The sequence below is a fragment of the Sunxiuqinia dokdonensis genome (assembly GCF_001270965.1).
Taxonomy (GTDB): domain Bacteria; phylum Bacteroidota; class Bacteroidia; order Bacteroidales; family Prolixibacteraceae; genus Sunxiuqinia; species Sunxiuqinia dokdonensis.
In genome coordinates this window covers 44,832-62,536 of sequence record NZ_LGIA01000153.1, presented here as the reverse complement: position 1 = coordinate 62,536, position 17,705 = coordinate 44,832, and the positions used below count along the sequence as shown (strand labels likewise).

Genomic DNA, 17,705 nt, shown 5'->3' with positions numbered 1-17,705 from the left:
GCCTAGAAAAAAAAGTGACCGATTCAAACGCCATTGTTGAAATCAGAACAACAAAAACACGGATCAAGCCGGCCTTTAGTCTAATTCTCCCAGCAAATACACGTCTTCCCCTTCGCCCGCCATTCCGGTCATTCGCACTTTGTGAAAGGTATTTTTATCGATGCCTTCTGCTTTAAACCGGACAGGCACGTAGTGCTCTCCATAACCCGAAGCAAAACCACGCGAATCAACTTTCTCAACCAACACGGTTTGTTCTCTTCCAACGAAACGCTCCAAGTAGTCAGCCCGCATTTTCTCCGACGCTTCGCGCAACTTCGCAGAACGGTCTGTTTTCACGGGCTCTGGTATCTGCTCATCCATCCGCTCGGCCCGCGTTCCTTTTCGAACCGAATACTTAAAGGTATGAACATGGCTGAACTGAAACCGATTGATTGAACGCACGCTTTCCTGAAAATCTTCGTCCGTTTCGCCGGGAAACCCAACAATGAGGTCGGTTGTGAAATTAAAATCGGGCCATCGACTGCGGAATCGATCAACAATCTCAGCAAACCGCGCATAATCATACATCCGGCGCATGCGAAGCAAGACCTTGTCGGCTCCGCTTTGCAAGCACAAATGCAGATGTGGTGCCAGCTTGGGGTGTTCGAACAGATCATAAAACCGATCGCCAAAACCATCGGGTTCAAGTGAAGAAATCCGAACACGGAAATCGCCGGGAACATTTAAAATTGCCTCCAGCACGTCTTCAAAGCGCTGATCTTCCCACTCGTAGCGCCCAATATTGACCCCGGTAATGACCAACTCTTTAAAGCCATTAGCCAGCGTATTCTTTACATTTTCAATAATCTGAGGCAACGGCCGGCTTACTGCTCTTCCACGCACTTTGGGGATGATACAAAAAGTACAGAAATTGTCGCAGCCATCCTGAATCTTAATGGAACTTCGGGTATGTAAACTTTTATCAACAGTACTAAACTGAAAAACATCGCCTTCCAGGTTTGAAGGATGGAGGATTTCGCCCTGAAAATGAGCATCGACCAACTGCCGAATGCTGGCTTTTCGTTCGTTGTCAACCACATATGTGATTTTCCGCTGGTTTTCCAGCTTTTCCTTGTAGTTATTGGCCATACAGCCTGTAACCACCACCATCGATCCAAGGTTATTCCGGGCGGCCTGACTGATGACATTCCGCGATTTTTGATCGCTTTGATTGGTGACTGTGCAGGTGTTGACCACCACCACATCCGCCGCATCCTTAAAATCAACAATCTCGTATCCGGCCTGGTCAAAATCAGAAACCAAGGCGTCGGTTTCATATTGATTCAACCGGCAACCCAATGTTTTAAAGGCTACTTTTTTCCTTCCTGTGTTCATAACTCTACCTGTTCTTCCTTTAGAATCAACTCGCCACTCAACGAGAAATCGGCAGCCGAAGTGATTCTCACATCCACAATCTTTCCTTTTAACTCCGGCGCTTTCCGATCGAGCCGAACATTCAGTTTTCCTTCGGTGAGGCCGGTACTGAAACCGGTTTTCCGATCAGTTCCATTGACCAGCAAACGCAGGGTTTTCCCGACCAGTTGCTCATTATAGCGACGTGTGTGCGTTTTCATCACTTCGGACAAGCGATGAAAGCGATCTTTCTTCACCTCCTGCGACACTTCATCTTCCCATCGGTAACTGGCCGCTCCCGGACGAGGCGAGTACATGGCAATGTAGGCCATGTTGAAGTGGAATTCGTTCATGGCTGAAATTGTATTTTGAAATTCTGCTTCGCCTTCGGCTGTAAAACCAACAATAATGTCGGTAAACAAGGTGGCCTGCGGAATCAATTCGCGGATATCTTCCACGATTTTCCGGTATTTGTCCATCGAGTGGCGCCGGTTCATTTTAATCAACACTTTTTCGTCGCCACTTTGCATGGGCAGGTGAATTTGCTTGGCCAAGCAGGGGTATTCCGCGATCACTTCAATCACGTCGCGGCCCATATCCTGCGGGTGAGGCGAAGTGAAATACACCCAGAATTCTTCATCCGAACGCTTTCCGAATTCGCCAATCTGCCTCAACAGCTCGGCAAAATTGATTTCTTCTCCATGTTTATCCAGCCCGTACGAATTGACATTTTGCCCCAGCAAGGTGATGGACTTGTAACCTTGGCTAACCAAATGCTGCACCTCCTGCAAAATATCTACGGAAGGACGGGACACTTCGCGCCCACGCGTGTAAGGAACGGCACAAAAAGTACAAAATTTATCGCAGCCATTCTGAATCGGCACAAAGGCTTCGTAGGTTGATTCGTATTTGGGTTTGATGTGCCACAGATCCACAATGTGCTCATTTTTTGGCATCACTGGTTGAGGTGCTTGCAACGATGCGGCATTCACCACGCCATAGTTGCGAATCATGTCGGGCAGCTGGCTTAACTCGCTCATTGGGAATATCAAATCAAAAAGCTTCAGAAACTTTTCTTTGTCAGCCGGCAAAATACAACCCGAAATAAAGGTAATCAGGTTGCGCTTGTTTTTTGCCCGGTTCCATTGGGCAATTTTGTTGTACACTTTATCAATTGGCTTTTGCCGGACTGAACAAGCCAGCATGCCCAACAAGGTTGCTTCCTCCTCATTTTCTGTCCGCTCATAACCCATCTGTTCCAACACGGCGCTCACACGCTCGCTGTCCGACAGGTTCATTTGACAACCCAGTGTAATTAAGTGGTACTTCATCGATTAAATTTCACATTTCAAATTCCAAAACATTGTAAAGCAGAGAACAATAGGTCCTCTTCTGCGTGACAAGGGACTCCCTAGAAATAGACTTCACAATGAACCTGATCGCGATCGAAGCCTTTGTTTTTCAACAACTCCAACGCATCAAAAATCATATTACTATTTCCGCACAGATAAAACTGCGTGGTTTTATCAAAGGTCGTCTTTTTCAGATACTTCGTCAAGCGTCCATGCACCTGGCCGGTTTTGTCGCCTGTGGTGCACAAAATATGGCGTTCGGCATCGTACTCCTCTTTGTCGTATGCCTCGTGTCCGTATCGCACGCCATGCACAATCTGGTAATCCAGCTGCGGATAAGTGCGTACCATGCTGCGAAACGGAGCAATTCCGGTTCCGCTGGCGATAAAGACAAATTTATGGTCGTTGATCTTTTTTTCATCGATCCGGAATTTGCCAAACGGACCATTCACCTCAACCAGGTCGCCGGGCTTCAAATGGCTCAGCTTGGGAGAAAAATAACCTTCTTTCACTTCCTTCACCAACACTTCCAAATGCTCATCATTTTCGCCGCTGTAAATGGAATATTCGCGGCTTTGATAATCGCCTTGAATACCAAGCGAAATGTGCTGTCCGGCCTTAAACGCAAAACGGCTTTTGGGCAGGCGCAGCGAGAAAGTTTCATCCGTTAGTCTCCTGACCTCTTTCACTTTGTAAAAACTTTCATCAATCTTAATTGCTTGCATAACTTCTATCGACATAGCATCTCTATTTTGGGCTGCAAAGGTAATGTATTTCAACCAAAAAAGACATTGGAATCTGAAATTATCTCTGCAAACCGATTATAATCTTAACTTAACCGATAAAAAAGCCGTTTGTTTCTTGCAATTGTCCTATTTTTGATAGAAAATCTCCATTCATGAAGACACTCATCATTTATATGTCAACCCACGGATGCACCACACAAGTTGTGCACGAGTTGGCAGAACAACTCAATGGAGAGGTGACCATTAAAAACCTCAAAGAAGACCAAGATCCTGATTTCCAAGACTATGACCGGGTAATCGTAGGAGGATCGATCCACGCCGGACAAATTCAACGGAAAATTCGTGATTTTTGCACCATCAACACAGAAAAACTCGGATACAAGCAACTTGGCCTTTTCATCTGCTGCATGTACGAAGGGGATCAAGCCTTTCAGCAACTCGAAAATGCCTTTCCCGAAAAGCTACATCAATATGCTAAATCAGAAGCCATTTTAGGCGGCGAATTCAACTTTGAAAAAATGCGCTTTTTCGAAAAACTGATTGTGCGAAAAGTAGCCAAAGTAGAGCAAACCGTAAGCAGAATAGATCACGAAGCCATTCGAAACTTCGCTAAGAAAATGGACAAAACCTTTTCTCCTTTTGTTACCTTGATTTAGTGTGCTAAAAAGCAAGGTAAAAATCTTTGGTCAACTGGCGATATGCTGCTGAATATTCACCAGTTGCCTGATCACGAATCACCAAGTCAGACTCCAATAATTCCGCCGGCTTCCGGCACAGTTCGGCCAATATGCGGTGAGCAGTCCGGCTTTCGTCCGATGCCACCTTTGTGATGCGAACCACATACAGATTCAAGGCCGAAGCCAGCTCAAACAGTCGCAATTCCTTATCAGCCGGCAAAATCAAACTCATTTTACCGTGTTCTGCCAGCAACCGGCTGGCTCCCTCCAGCAGTTCTTTCAAACTTAAGCTATCCGAATGCCGGGCCTGGGTTCGTTTCTGATCATTGGATTTCTGTGAGTTATCAAAGAATGGCGGATTGCACAGGATGTGATCGTACTTCTTATCGGCTTGAAACGCCTGAAACGCACCAACTGTCAAGCGGATTCGCAAAGCCCATTTCGACTGCTGAAAATTCAGCCGGGCTTCCATGGCAGCATCGGCTTCCAGTTCAACAGCGTCAACCATGGCGCCCGAACGCTGGGCCGCCATCAGCGAAAGCAAGCCGGTTCCGGTCCCCACATCCAACACGTGTTCTGCCCCGTTCAGCCGGGCCCACGAACCAAGTAAAACGCCGTCAATTCCGACTTTCATGGCCGCTTTCTCCTGAATAACAATAAATTGCTTAAACTGAAAAAAATTATTTCGTCCCATTTTTGATGTGTTGACCTGTTCAATTTCTGCAAAATAAACGCATAAAACAGGCGCATGCAAATATTACCTCATTGTTAATTCGGATGCCTTTGCCAATGATTTTTCAAGTGCGAAGATCTTCAATCAACTCTTTGTCTACTTTTGCACGCGCTAAAAATGAAAGCGGAACGTCTAAGAAATTTAAAACAAGCATGAAGAAGAGAGATTATTACTTTTTGGCCCTTTTGTTTTGCCTGATTGTTTACGCCACACTTTACCGGACGTGGCATAACACAACAGAAAAGATGGACATTGATGCACTTCAAAAACCGCATGCCAACACCGAAATTCAGTCTTTAAAAATCGACTCACTTCAGAAGAACCTGGACCAGGTTTTTAAGGCAGGAGTCTGATTTCGCACAAAGCCTCCATTCGCTTTTTATGTCGAAAACAAGCGTTCGTGGTTTCAAGCCTCGTCTGATTGCTCCTTCAGTTTTTTCTGCTTGTATTCCGTAGCGGTCATCCCGTACATTTGGCGAAAGCACTTTCTGAAATGCGACATATCCTTGAAACCTACGGCATAGGCAATTTCACTCACGGTCATTTTTTCCTGCATAATTAACTGGCTTGCCCGTTTTAACCGGATGCTGCGGATAAACTCTTTGACCGTCATATCTGTCAAGGCATTCAATTTCCGATAAAGCTGCATTCGGCTAACCCCCACCTCCTGCGCAAAGCGCTCAATATCCAAATCAGCATCAGCAATGTTGTTTTCCACAACTTCGACGGCCCTGTGTAAAAACTTCTCCTCGGGCGATGAAATGATAATATTGCGTGGTTGAAGCGTAATTTCTCCGGAATATTTCTGTTTCAACGAATCGCGAATCGACAGCATATTATCGATCTTGGTCTGCAAAATTGATAAATCAAATGGCTTGGTGATGTAGTCGTCTGCTCCGCTCGAAAGGCCTTTTATTTCGTGTTCTTTGGAATGAAGCGCCGTAAGCAGCAGAACAGGGATATGGGAGGTACGTTCGTCCTTTTTCACTTTTTTACAAAACTCATAGCCATCCACATCAGGCATCAACACATCGCTGACAATTACATCGGGCACAGCCTCTAACGCCAGATTCCAGCCCTCGCGCCCATCGCTGGCTTCAAGCACCTGGTATTTCGGTGCAAAATGACTTCGGATTAGGGTTCGCACATCCTGATTATCTTCTACAACAAGCATGATGCGTGAGTTTAAAGAGTCGACAGCTGGCTGATCGGCAACGTCCAAGGCCTCGCTGGGCGTTTCGTGCTCAACACCATTTACCGGCAAGGCGTCGGCGCGCTCTTTCTCGAAAGGAATGCGGACTGTGAACTTACTTCCTTTGCCGGGCTTGCTGACTACAAATATCTCGCCCCGGTGCAGTTTCACCAATTCCTTGACAAAGGAAAGGCCGATGCCGGCACCGGTCTGCACTTCTTTTTCGTTGGCCTGAAAAAAGCGGTTGAAAATTTTTGACGCATTGGTTTGAGAAATACCCTGGCCGGTGTCGCGCACTGTAATTTCTATGTATTCCTGATCCGGATTTTCACTCGACAAATCTTCTTCGGTGGTGTCGAAAACCAAGGAGAGATTCACTGAAATTCGCCCACCTTTGTCCGTGAATTTGAACGCGTTGGTCAGCAAATTGCTCAGAATCTTTTCAATTTTATCGGTATCAAACTTGGTTATCAAATGTTTCTTCAGGCTTTTAAATTTCAGCTGAATCCCTTTTTCTTCGGCATATGGCTGAAAAGACTCAACAATATTGGCGACAAAACCGACCAAATCGCCTTGGCGCAGTTCCAGTTTCAGGTTACCGGATTCGAGTTTTCTGAAATCCAACAGCTGGCTGATCAGCCGATCCAGATGCTTGGTGTTTCGGTACATGATGTCCAAATGGGCACGCACATCTTCCGGCGGCAACTTTTGAGCAATCAGCTTTTCAAGGGGAGCTAGAATTAAGGTGAGCGGTGTGCGAATTTCGTGCGAAATATTTGTAAAAAACTTCAGTTTCAACATATCCAACTCGTGCAGTTTCCGTGCTTTCATCCGCTCCAGGATCAACTCGTTTTTTATTTTCTCGCGATACAGAAAAAACTGAACCAGGTAATAAATCAAAACTCCAATAACCAACAGGATCAAGCTCCTGAACCAAACCGTTTTCCAGAATGGCGGCAAAACGGTAATGAGCAGCTGCAACTCATTTCCGGCAGCCTCGTTCCCTGGCACAAAACGTTTAATTCGCAGCACATAATCATCCGGATTTAGGTTGGTGTAAGTTGCTGTCCGGCTTTTGCTGGGTTCATTCCATTCTTTATCAAAACCTTCGAGGTAATAACTGTACAGATTATTTTCGCTGTTTACAAAATTCAGTGCAGCAAACTCCAGGGTAAACACATTCTGGTCGTAGGGTAAAACCAAGTGGCTGGTTTCTGAAATGCTTTTCCTCAAGATTGGCTTTCTTCCCGACCCAATGTCCACTTTTTTATTGAAGACCCGAAAATCAGTCAGCACAAGCGGAACATCATTGTCCTCGCTTTTCACTTCAGAAGGATTGAAGATGTTAAAGCCGGAAACACCTCCAAACAAGAGGCTTCCATCGTCTTTTTTATAGGCGGCGCCGTACGAAAACTGATTATTCCGCAAACCATCTTTACTGGTGTAATTCTGAAACGTTTCGTGAACCGGATCGAACTTCGACAAGCCATTGGACGTACTGATCCACAACTTCTTGTTGTTGTCTTCGAGCATGCAAAGCGCCTGGTTGTTCGACAAGCCGTCGTCGACATTGTAGTAGCGAATGGCCCCACTAATGCTTGAGTATTGCGCAATTCCCCGATCCAGCGTGGTAATCCAGAAACGGCCACTGGAGTCCTCCAAAAACGACCGGGAATGTTCGGCAAAGCGTGTCACTTGCTTACTTTCGGCGTGGTAAATAATCACCTCATCAGTTGTTCCCAGCCAAATGTTGTTGTACGCATCCTGTTCAATCCAATTCACCTGCTCTTGGCCCGCCAACTGCGGATAATGCACAAATCGCCCTGTTTTCGGGTCAAACCGGTCAACTCCTGCCGATGTTGCCACCCAAATATTGCCGCCGTCATCGAGCAAAAAATCCCAAACCCGATTATCAGCCAAAGTTCCGGCAGTGGAGGGATCGGCCTTAAAATGCTGCATTTGACCGCTTTCCAGATCCAACACATCAATTCCACCCAGGAACGTTCCGATCCACAAATTTCCGTCACGATCATTCTGAAACGCTTTGATGCAGTTTCGGGAAATCGAATTGGGATCGTTGGGATTGGCCATCAGGTAGCTGTAGGATTCGGTTTCCGGATCATAAATATTTACACCGCCATCTTCGGTTCCAATCCAGATTTTGTTCTCATCGTCAATCCAAAAAGCATAAACAATACTGCTATTCAAGTACTTATCACTTCTATCGGAAGGATGGGAACTGAAATTATGAAACGCCTGTTTGCTTTTGGCCAGCAAATTCAACCCACCGCGGGTTCCAATCCAGGTCTCGCCGCGCCTGTCGTGCAAAATATCCAGCACCGAATTATTAATCAACGACGTTTGCTCCCGCCCGTCATGCCTGTAAAAAGCGGTCAGCCCGTCCTTCTTGTGGTAAACATACAAACCACCGCGTGTTCCGATCCAATAATTTCCAAAGGCACCCACCGCAATCGACCGGACGGTTTCTGTCCGCTCATATTCCGGCTCCAGCTTAACGGGCTTTACTTCGTGCGAGCCCGGCTCCACGACAAATGCTCCGTTCGAGTACGTTCCAATCCAAATGGCACCTTCGGGATCCAAAAAAATTTCCCATATCTCGTCCCGTTGTTCTTTCAATGGCAAGGAAAAAGGCTCAACAGAAAGGTCGCGGGGATCGACAATAAAAACTCCGGTATTGGTTCCCGCCCACAGTTTTCCGGTTTGGTCAAACTGAAGTACCCGCACAAACTCAAGCTCCAGACTCAACCCGACATGATTGTCAGTCTGCGAAACGGCGGTCACATGCCCCAGCGTATCCACCAACAAAATACCATGATTTGTCCCCAGCCAAAGGGTTCCGTCCGCATCTTCCTGGATGTCGTTTACTGAAACTTCCCGGTCCTTAAACAGGGGATGATCTTCGTAGGGGTGATAAAACACTTCCAACTCGCGATCAAACACATTCAAGCCACCGTTCTCCATTCCAACCAGCAAATTGCCGCGACGATCCTCACAAATCACCCGCACCAAGGTTCCGCTCAGACTCAGGCTATCATCTTCCGAATGTACAAAATTGACAAACTGATATCCGTCAAAACGACTCAAGCCCTGACTCGTTCCAAACCACATCCATCCTTTCTGATCTTGATAAATGTTCTGGATTTGATTGTTGGGCAGTCCGTCTTCCTGCGAAAAGGAATCGAAGCTCATTTCATTTTGAGCCGCAAACCCAACGAGCCCACACCCTGCCAAAAGAAGCCATAGCACAAGCGTTGCCACGATCAATCCCGTGCTTTGTTCCCTATTTTTTAAAATCGAAGTATTCATTGTTCCCTCCCCATCGCACATGCAATGAGAGCAAAATAATGCTTATTTTAAAACATTTGCAAATAAAAACAGGCCAGGCTGCTCGCCAACAACTATTGCCCATTGCTTTGCAGCCACAATCGCTACAATTTTCTTCTTACTTGGAAGTTAAAAACATAACAACGGCGCTTAACCAGCAGTACCAGCCCAAAACTAACCGTGACCCAAATCACTTAAATATCGAATACATAATAAAAAATAAAGGGTATTTATTCCGATCAGACCAAACAATTAGGAGCCGGAATAGTTATTCATATTAATTCGCTAATTTTAAACTGTTTGAAAAAAGAAACAGCCCATGAAGTATCCAAAAAAAAAACGTGCCGGATTCCATCCCGGTGAAAGCGCTGAAAGAAAGTCATTTCAGGGAAATACTCTTCCGGATGGTTTCGATTTAAATAACAACCCCGAAGCTTTTGTCCGTTTCGACAAAGACCGGCAACACACCTTCTATTCTGAAAATCTACTCCCGCTACTTCAACACGAACCCACCAAGATTATTGGGAAAAAAATTACTGAATCGGGTTATTTAAGGGAGCTTTCGGAAGAAGTTGACCACCTGATTGAACTGGTGATTCAGAGCAAAAAACCGTTCTTCAACGAGTTTTCATTTTTGCACAACAACAGGCCTTTTTGGATCAGCATTGGATTCACTCCGGAGCGAAACCATGAAAATGAAGTGATTGCCGTAAGTGGCGTCATTCGCGATATCAACGAACAAAAAAAGCTTGAAAAAAACTACGCCAATAAAAAACAGCGCTATAAATTAACCGCCGAAGCATCGGAATATGGTGTTTGGGATTGGGTTGTGGCCGATGAAGCCATGCATCTTTCGCGCAAGTGGAAAGCCTTGCTGGGCTATTATCCAGATGAACTTGAAGATAAATTTTCTACCTGGACTGACCTCATCCACCCCGATGACTACAACCGGGTGAAACGAACCTTTGAGAATTTCCTGAAAAGCAGTGCGTTGATTTTCGAGTCGGAATTTCGGTTAAAGCACAAAGACGGGCTTTACCGCTGGTTTAAATCCAGGGTAGCTGCCCTGCGCGATTCCGAAGGAAATGCCGTCCGCGTTCTGGGAACCAACCGCGACATCACCGTTGAGAAGAAACATGAAGGCGACCTGCGCATGTTGCATCAGGCCATCATGCAAAGTCCGGTGCCCATTGTCATTACTGACCTGGAAGGATACATCGAATTTTTCAATCCGGCCTATTGCAAAATAACCGGCTACCGCAAAGAAGAGTTGGTGGGAAAAAAGACCAACATTCAGAAATCGGGTTACCACCCAACCACCTACTACAAGGAACTTTGGGACACCATTACCACAGGCAACGAATGGGTGGGCGAATTTAAAAACCGAAATAAAAATGGTAAGGTTTACTGGGAACTGGCTTCCATTTCGAGTTTGAAAGACGAGCACGGAATCATTACCAATTACCTGAAAATTTCCGAAGAAATTACCTCATTAAAACGTTTGGAAGACGATTTGCGCAAATCGCAAAAACGCACACGAATTGAAAACCAGTCGCGAACCAACTTCATGGCCAACATGAGCCACGAAATCCGAACGCCCATCAACGGCATTATTGGTTTTTCTGAATTGTTGAAAGCAGGTGATTTAACGCAGGATCAGCAATTGCGCTATGCCGATATTATTGAGGAAAGCAGCCGGTATTTGCTGCTGCTGATTGATGACATTATCGACATTTCGAAAATTGAAGCCAATGAGCTCAAGGTCAAAAAAGATGCTTGCTCACTGACAAACACCTTTAATGATCTTTCGGTCCAATTTCAGCAAATGATGGAACGAAAGCAAAAGGAGAAAATTGAGATTCGTTTTCGCAAGCCCAAACTCAAACACCACGATTTTATTTTCACCGACACCAAACGCCTGAAGCAAATTCTGGTCAACCTGTTTGACAATGCCTTGAAATTTACCGAAAGTGGCTATATCGAAATTGGCTACCAGCTACTCAATAAAAATAAATTGCAATTTTATGTTGAAGATACCGGCCAGGGAATTCCAAAAGATCAGGTAAAAACGATTTTTAACCGCACCCTTCAGCATGCACATAGTTTGAAAGATCGTGAGGGCGGTGCCGGACTGGGGTTAGCCATCTCCGATGGGCTGGTTAAATTGTTAGGCGGCTCCATGAACGTTAAATCTGTTGAAAACAAAGGCTCCATCTTCTATTTTACCATTCCGTACGACAAAATTAGCGCGCCGGCCAAAACTCAGCCTAAAAAAACGACAAACGACTACAATTTTGAAAACTGCACCGTACTCATTGCCGAAGATGTTGACTACAACTACGAGTATTTATTTGAAATTTTGAGGGATACGAAAGCGAACGTACTTTGGGCGAAAGATGGCATTGATGCCTTAAATTTATATTCGAAAAACAAAGTCGATCTCATTTTGATGGACATTCAAATGCCTGAAATTGATGGCTATCAGGCTACGCGAACCATTCGGCAAAGCGATTCGGGAATTCCGATTATTGCACAAACAGCTTATGCCATGAGCGATGAGCATCAGAAATGTTTGGATGCCGGCTGCAACGAAGTACTTTGCAAACCCATAAAAATGAAAGAGCTACTGGACACGCTTGCGAACTACCTAAAATAAAGCCTGGCTTTTTGCCAGATTTGATCCGCCTGTTATTAAATTTGAGGCCCATCAAACAAAGAAAACATGATCACGGAAAAATTTCCTTCGCGCTTGTTGGAAAATGCAGTCAACGAATTTGCCAAACTTCCGGGTATTGGGCGAAAAACGGCACTCAGATTAGTCCTTCACTTGCTGAAACAGGAAAAATCGGAAGTTGAGCTGTTTGGGCACAGCTTGATCCAGCTTCGAAACGAAATTAAGCACTGCCAGATTTGCCACAACATTTCAGATGTCGACACCTGCAACATTTGCAGCAATCCAAACCGCCATCCCGAAGAAGTGTGTGTGGTTGAAAACATCAAGGATGTGATGGCCATTGAAAACACCCAGCAGTTTTCGGGCCTTTACCACGTGCTTGGCGGAATCATTTCGCCCATGGACGGCATTGGCCCGTCGGATCTGGAAATCAACTCCCTGATTGAACGCGTGAAAAGCGGAACGGTGAAAGAGGTGGTCCTGGCGCTGAGCACCACCATGGAAGGCGACACAACCAATTTCTTCATTTACAAAAAGTTGAAAGAACTAGATGTCAAAATATCGACCTTAGCCCGTGGAGTTTCCATTGGCGACGAACTGGAATATGCTGATGAAATTACGCTTGGCCGGTCAATTAAAAACCGGCTCGACTTTGAAAGCACCTTGTCGCAATAAGACAAAGCAGACTTAATTTGTTAACCACCTGATCAAAACAAAAACCGGAGAATATCAACAATGACCAACGCCTGACGAACACATGATCAATCACCAATCGCCAATAAAACTCACCGTCATCATTGTCAATTATAATGTCCGGCACTTTCTGGAGCAATGCCTGCATTCGGTTCAGAAGGCTTGCACAACGATTGATGCCGAGGTTTTTGTGGTTGATAACAATTCGGTTGACGGCTCCTGCCTCATGGTTCGTGAAAAATTTCCTGACGTCAGGCTCATTGAAAACCAGGAGAACCTGGGCTTTTCGAAAGCCAACAACCAAGCTATTCGACTAGCCAAAGGCGAATATGTCCTGTTGCTTAATCCGGATACCATTGTTGAAGAAAACAGCTTTGCCAAATGCCTCCAATTTATGGACGAACATCCGGACGCTGGCGGACTGGGCGTAAAAATGATTGACGGCAAGGGCCGATTTTTACCCGAATCGAAACGCGGCTTACCAACGCCCATGGTCGCTTTCTACAAGATCTTTGGCTTGTCGAGGCTGTTTAGCCGCTCCAAACGCCTTGCTCGCTACCACTTGGGGCATCTGGATCATAATCAGACCCACGAAGTAGAGGTGTTGGCCGGTGCGTTCATGATGTTGCGCCGTTCGGTTTTAAATGAAATTGGCTTGCTCGACGAAGCGTTCTTCATGTATGGCGAAGACATTGACCTCTCGTATCGAATTACCCGGGCCGGTTTTAAAAACTATTATTTTGCCGACACCACCATTGTTCACTATAAAGGCGAAAGCACCAAAAAAGGCAGCTTTAACTACGTGAAGATTTTTTATCAGGCGATGATCATTTTTGCACGGAAGCACTTTGCAAAAGGCCGTGCCGACATGTTCGCCATGCTGATTAACCTGGCCATCTATTTTCGGGCTTTCCTGTCGGTTCTTAGCCGAATCGCCAAAGCAGCATTTTTTCCAATCATCGACATCCTGCTTATTTTTCTTGGTTTTTTGTGGCTCCTGCCCTACTGGGAACAGTTGAAATACACACCGGATTACTATCCTTCAAACTTTCTGCAACTGGTTGTGCCGGTTTATATTTTGATTTGGACTTTAGGAATCTGGCTCACCGGAGGATACGACAAACCGATCAAAATGCTACAGGTTTTTAAAGGCCTACTCTGGGGAAGTGTTGGCATTTTGATTTTTCATTCGCTGGCACCCGAAAGCCTCCGTTTCTCGCGGGCACTCATCCTGCTGGGGTCGGGCTGGGCCGTCGTCAGCCTGCTGGCTTATCGCTATTTGCTCAGTCAAAGCAGCTCGCAGCAAGCACGTTTTGACCGAAACCGGGAAAAACGAGTCGTCATGATTGCTCAACTTGACGAAGCCACACGCATCAGCCGTTTAATCAGCCAATCTCATCTCAAAATCAAATTGATTGGAATCGTGCAGCCCAATCATGCACACGCGACTTCCGATTTTCTGGGAAACCTGAGTCAGCTGGAAGAAATTATCCAAATTCACAAGGTTGAGGAACTTATTTTTAGTGCAAGCGACTTGCCTTCTCAGCATATTATCCAGACGATGCTCAATTTAAGCAAATTGAATATCGACTATAAAATTGCTCCACCAGAGAGTTTATCGATTATTGGTAGCAACTCGATTGATACCACAGGCGACCTGTATTTGCTTGAAGTAAACGCCATCACCAAAGAAAACAACCTGCGCCGAAAGCGCCTGTTCGACTTGACTGTAAGCTTGTTGTTTCTGGCGGCTTACCCTCTTATTTGCTGGACAGTCCGGAACAAAGCAGGCTTTTTCACCAATATCATCAAGGTGCTGGTCGCTTCGCAAAGCTGGGTGGGCTTGAGCCGGAACAACACAAAAGCCGTTACACTTCCGCGACTCAAAGCAGGCGTTTTAACCCCCACCGACAAATTTAAGGATGAACTTTCCGAAGCGGAAATCGGTAAGATTAATATGGTCTATGCAAAAAATTACCGTGTCGAACAGGATGCGCGCATTGTTTTGCGAGGCTGGAAAAACTTAGGACGATGACATTAAAAAAGCTGGCACACGGACAAATCAGCTTTCGGCCTTTGGAGCCGGAAGACCTGGAAACAATTTACCGGTGGGAAAACGATCCCGAAATCTGGCAGGTAAGCAACACGCTCACACCTTTTTCACGCTATATTTTAAAACAGTACATCGAAGAATCGCACCGCGACATTTTCGAAACCAAACAACTTCGGATGATGATTGAGGATTCCACGGGCTGTGCGGTTGGCGCAGTCGACCTGTTCGACTTTGATCCGTTTCATCAGCGGGCTGGCATCGGCATTCTCATCTACAATAAAAAAAACCAGGGTAAAGGGCTGGCCACCGACGCCTTGCGCCTGATGGCTTTGTACGCCACGGAAGTATTGGGCCTGCACCAGCTTTATGCCAACATCACGGTCGATAATCAGGCCAGCATTCACCTGTTTAAAAAAGTGGGGTTTGAATGGGTCGGAACAAAAAAAGACTGGATCAGAACATCGGCCGGCTGGCTCGACGAAGAGCTTTACCAGCTTCTGCTAAAATAACTGGTTAAATATTGGGATTTCCTTCAAGAAAACGTAGGATTGTTTTTCCAGGTCAACCAGGCAACAGTAATGGCTCAATCCGTTCGACACGATCAGGTACGGAACCTGAAAAGTCATGTTGTAACGAGTGATCTGGTCAAAAGTTTGTTGGGTAATTTTTACGGATGGCGCCTTAAATTCAACCAAAAATAAAGGTTTTCCCTTCCGGTCGTATATTAGCAAATCGGCCCTGAATTGATTTTGATTGATTTTCAAACCCGTTTCAATCGCCATCAGCGAAGCTGGAAATTGCTTTTCTCCAATTAAATACTGAACAAAATTCTGTCGCACCCACTCTTCGGGAGTAAGCACGACCAACTTCTTTCGTATTTCATCGAATATCAAATTTTTGCCATCCTGCTGATCGATACGAAACGGATATGTTGGTAAATTTAATTGGCTAACCATATTTAGCTGACACAAAGTTGTATTTTTGTAAAACCGCGCTCCGGAACGAAGTTCGCGCAAACTGATTTTCGTTCAAAAGTGCGAAAAAAATTCTTTTACCAATGAAAACGAAAAAAGAAATTGTTGACAATTGGCTCCCCCGCTACACCGGGCGCAAACTGGAAGACTTTGCAGATTACATTCTGCTAACCAACTTTCAGCTGTATGTCGAAATGTTTGCAGAACAATTTAAGGTGCCCATATTGGGGATCAACCAAAATATGCCCAACGCTTCGAATGGCGACATTACCATCATCAATTTTGGCATGGGCAGCCCCAATGCTGCAACAATCATGGACCTGCTTAGCGCTATCAAACCCGAAGGTGTTTTGTTTTTGGGAAAATGCGGAGGCCTGAAACGAAAAAACAAATTGGGCGATTTAATTCTGCCGATTGCTGCCATCCGCAGCGATGGAACTTCAGATGATTATTTGCCCCCCGAAATTCCCGCGCTCCCCGCTTTCAGCTTGCAGCGTGCCGTTTCAACGGCCATTCGCGAAAGCCAGATGGATTACTGGACCGGGGTCGTTTACACCACCAACAAACGTGTGTGGGAGTACGATGCCCGCTTTAAAAAGTATCTGTACAAAACCCGGGCAATGGCCATCGACATGGAGACAGCGACCATTTTCACGGTTGGTTTTGCCAATCAAATACCAACCGGAGCCTTGCTGTTGGTTTCGGATCAACCCATGATTTCGACCGGGATAAAAACGGAAGCCAGCGATAAAAAGGTGACTACAAATTTTGTTGAAAAACACGTAAAAATTGGCATCGAAGCCCTGATGGAAATCAAAAACAACGGACGATCAGTTAAACATTTACGATTTTAAACGCTCAAGCAAACGATGGATTACCAAGATATTTTAGTCAATCTGAAGAAAAAGATCTACCACCCTGTTTATTTTTTAATGGGAGAAGAGAGCTATTTCATCGATCAAATCACAGATTATATTAGTAAAAACGTGTTGACTGATGCCGAAAAAAGCTTCAATCAGCATGTTTTGTATGGAAAAGACACAGACGTCAATACGATTATCACCCACGCCCGGCGGTTTCCCATGATGGCCAATCACCAGGTTGTTGTGGTGAAAGAAGCCCAAAACATCAAAAAAATTGAAGAGCTCGAACCCTACATTAAAGCACCGCTGACTTCGACCATTTTGGTCGTCAATTACAAATACAAAACCATAGACAAACGCAAGAGCTTTGCCAAACAACTGGCTAAAAGTTGTGTGCTTTTTGAGTCGAAGAAGATTTACGAAAACAAGCTTCCGGCCTGGATTAACAGCTACCTTGCGGCCCATAATTACAGCATCGCACCGCAGGCCGCCGCCATGTTGGCCGAATACCTGGGAACCGATCTCGGCAAAGTATCCAACGAGCTCAACAAGCTCATTATTACCTTGCCGGAAGGGACGAAAATCGCTCCCGACCACATTGAGAAGAACATTGGAATCAGCAAAGATTACAACATTTTCGAGCTTCAAAACGCTTTGTCGGAGCGAAACGTATTGAAAAGCAATCAGATCATCAACTATTTTGCGGCCAACCCATCGTCAAACCCAATTACGCGCACCATTGCCAGTTTGTACTACTATTTCATGAAAATCCTGACCTTGCACTTCCTCACGGACAAGTCGCCCAACGCAGTTGCCTCGACTTTGCAGGTCGCTCCGTTTTTTGTGCGCTCGTACATGGATGCGGCTAAAGTTTACAACCCTAAAAAGCTGGTCGCCATTATGGAAATTTTGCGCGAGTACGATATGAAATCAAAAGGTTTTGGCAATGTATCGACCTCAGCGGGCGACCTTCAAAAAGAAATGATTTATAAAATTTTACACTAGAAATTA

The 17,705-nt window shown here is 45.4% G+C and carries 14 protein-coding genes; 8 read left to right on the top strand and 6 right to left on the bottom strand.

Annotated features, from left to right (window positions below):
* Nucleotides 1-75 precede the first annotated feature (75 nt).
* The 3 genes from mtaB to NC99_RS11275 form a co-directional block, all read right to left on the bottom strand.
* On the bottom strand, nucleotides 76-1,374 hold the full coding sequence (gene mtaB / locus NC99_RS11285; RefSeq protein WP_053183700.1) for a tRNA (N(6)-L-threonylcarbamoyladenosine(37)-C(2))-methylthiotransferase MtaB: 1,299 nt from the start codon (nucleotides 1,372-1,374) through the stop codon (nucleotides 76-78).
* A complete protein-coding gene (miaB, locus tag NC99_RS11280) occupies nucleotides 1,371-2,723 on the bottom strand; it encodes a tRNA (N6-isopentenyl adenosine(37)-C2)-methylthiotransferase MiaB (RefSeq protein ID WP_053183698.1) in 1,353 nt (450 codons plus the stop codon). The genes mtaB and miaB overlap by 4 nt, the downstream gene beginning before the upstream one ends.
* Before the next feature lie 80 nt (nucleotides 2,724-2,803).
* Nucleotides 2,804-3,484: a ferredoxin--NADP reductase gene (locus NC99_RS11275; protein ID WP_082326440.1), complete on the bottom strand. Its 681-nt coding sequence runs from the start codon at nucleotides 3,482-3,484 to the stop codon at nucleotides 2,804-2,806.
* A 158-nt stretch (nucleotides 3,485-3,642) separates the two neighbouring features.
* Between NC99_RS11275 and NC99_RS11270 the strand changes: the two genes are divergently transcribed.
* On the top strand, nucleotides 3,643-4,146 hold the full coding sequence (locus tag NC99_RS11270) for a flavodoxin domain-containing protein (RefSeq protein WP_053183693.1): 504 nt from the start codon (nucleotides 3,643-3,645) through the stop codon (nucleotides 4,144-4,146).
* A gap of 4 nt (nucleotides 4,147-4,150) precedes the next feature.
* Here NC99_RS11270 and NC99_RS11265 read toward each other — a convergent pair whose 3' ends face one another.
* Complete coding sequence (locus tag NC99_RS11265) at nucleotides 4,151-4,861, bottom strand: tRNA1(Val) (adenine(37)-N6)-methyltransferase (protein ID WP_053183691.1); 711 nt, start codon at nucleotides 4,859-4,861, stop codon at nucleotides 4,151-4,153.
* A 191-nt stretch (nucleotides 4,862-5,052) separates the two neighbouring features.
* Between NC99_RS11265 and NC99_RS11260 the strand changes: the two genes are divergently transcribed.
* On the top strand, nucleotides 5,053-5,253 hold the full coding sequence (locus NC99_RS11260; protein ID WP_157624793.1) for a hypothetical protein: 201 nt from the start codon (nucleotides 5,053-5,055) through the stop codon (nucleotides 5,251-5,253).
* 53 nt (nucleotides 5,254-5,306) lie between these two features.
* Here NC99_RS11260 and NC99_RS11255 read toward each other — a convergent pair whose 3' ends face one another.
* Entirely contained in the window at nucleotides 5,307-9,302 is a 3,996-nt protein-coding gene (locus NC99_RS11255) for a hybrid sensor histidine kinase/response regulator transcription factor (protein WP_162231203.1), read from the bottom strand.
* A gap of 454 nt (nucleotides 9,303-9,756) precedes the next feature.
* On the opposite strand from NC99_RS11255, the gene NC99_RS11245 reads away from it, so the two are divergent.
* From NC99_RS11245 to NC99_RS11230, 4 genes are all read left to right on the top strand, one after another.
* Entirely contained in the window at nucleotides 9,757-12,093 is a 2,337-nt protein-coding gene (locus NC99_RS11245; protein ID WP_053183685.1) for a PAS domain-containing hybrid sensor histidine kinase/response regulator, read from the top strand.
* A 66-nt stretch (nucleotides 12,094-12,159) separates the two neighbouring features.
* Entirely contained in the window at nucleotides 12,160-12,786 is a 627-nt protein-coding gene (gene recR / locus NC99_RS11240; protein ID WP_053183683.1) for a recombination mediator RecR, read from the top strand.
* Nucleotides 12,787-12,868: 82 nt separating this feature from the next.
* Nucleotides 12,869-14,839 (top strand): glycosyltransferase, encoded by a 1,971-nt coding sequence (locus tag NC99_RS11235; protein WP_082326438.1) that lies wholly within the window; start codon nucleotides 12,869-12,871, stop codon nucleotides 14,837-14,839.
* A complete protein-coding gene (locus NC99_RS11230; RefSeq protein ID WP_053183681.1) occupies nucleotides 14,836-15,366 on the top strand; it encodes a GNAT family N-acetyltransferase in 531 nt (176 codons plus the stop codon). The genes NC99_RS11235 and NC99_RS11230 overlap by 4 nt, the downstream gene beginning before the upstream one ends.
* Here the strand turns inward: NC99_RS11230 and NC99_RS11225 are convergent.
* The gene (locus NC99_RS11225; protein ID WP_053183707.1) at nucleotides 15,358-15,813 is read right to left on the bottom strand and encodes a type I restriction enzyme HsdR N-terminal domain-containing protein; all 456 of its coding nucleotides are present in this window, start codon (nucleotides 15,811-15,813) and stop codon (nucleotides 15,358-15,360) included. The genes NC99_RS11230 and NC99_RS11225 overlap by 9 nt on opposite strands.
* A 101-nt stretch (nucleotides 15,814-15,914) precedes the next feature.
* On the opposite strand from NC99_RS11225, the gene NC99_RS11220 reads away from it, so the two are divergent.
* Both NC99_RS11220 and holA read left to right on the top strand, forming a co-directional pair.
* A complete protein-coding gene (locus tag NC99_RS11220; RefSeq protein WP_053183679.1) occupies nucleotides 15,915-16,685 on the top strand; it encodes an AMP nucleosidase in 771 nt (256 codons plus the stop codon).
* A 15-nt stretch (nucleotides 16,686-16,700) separates the two neighbouring features.
* The gene (gene holA / locus NC99_RS11215; RefSeq protein WP_053183677.1) at nucleotides 16,701-17,699 is read left to right on the top strand and encodes a DNA polymerase III subunit delta; all 999 of its coding nucleotides are present in this window, start codon (nucleotides 16,701-16,703) and stop codon (nucleotides 17,697-17,699) included.
* Nucleotides 17,700-17,705 lie beyond the last annotated feature (6 nt).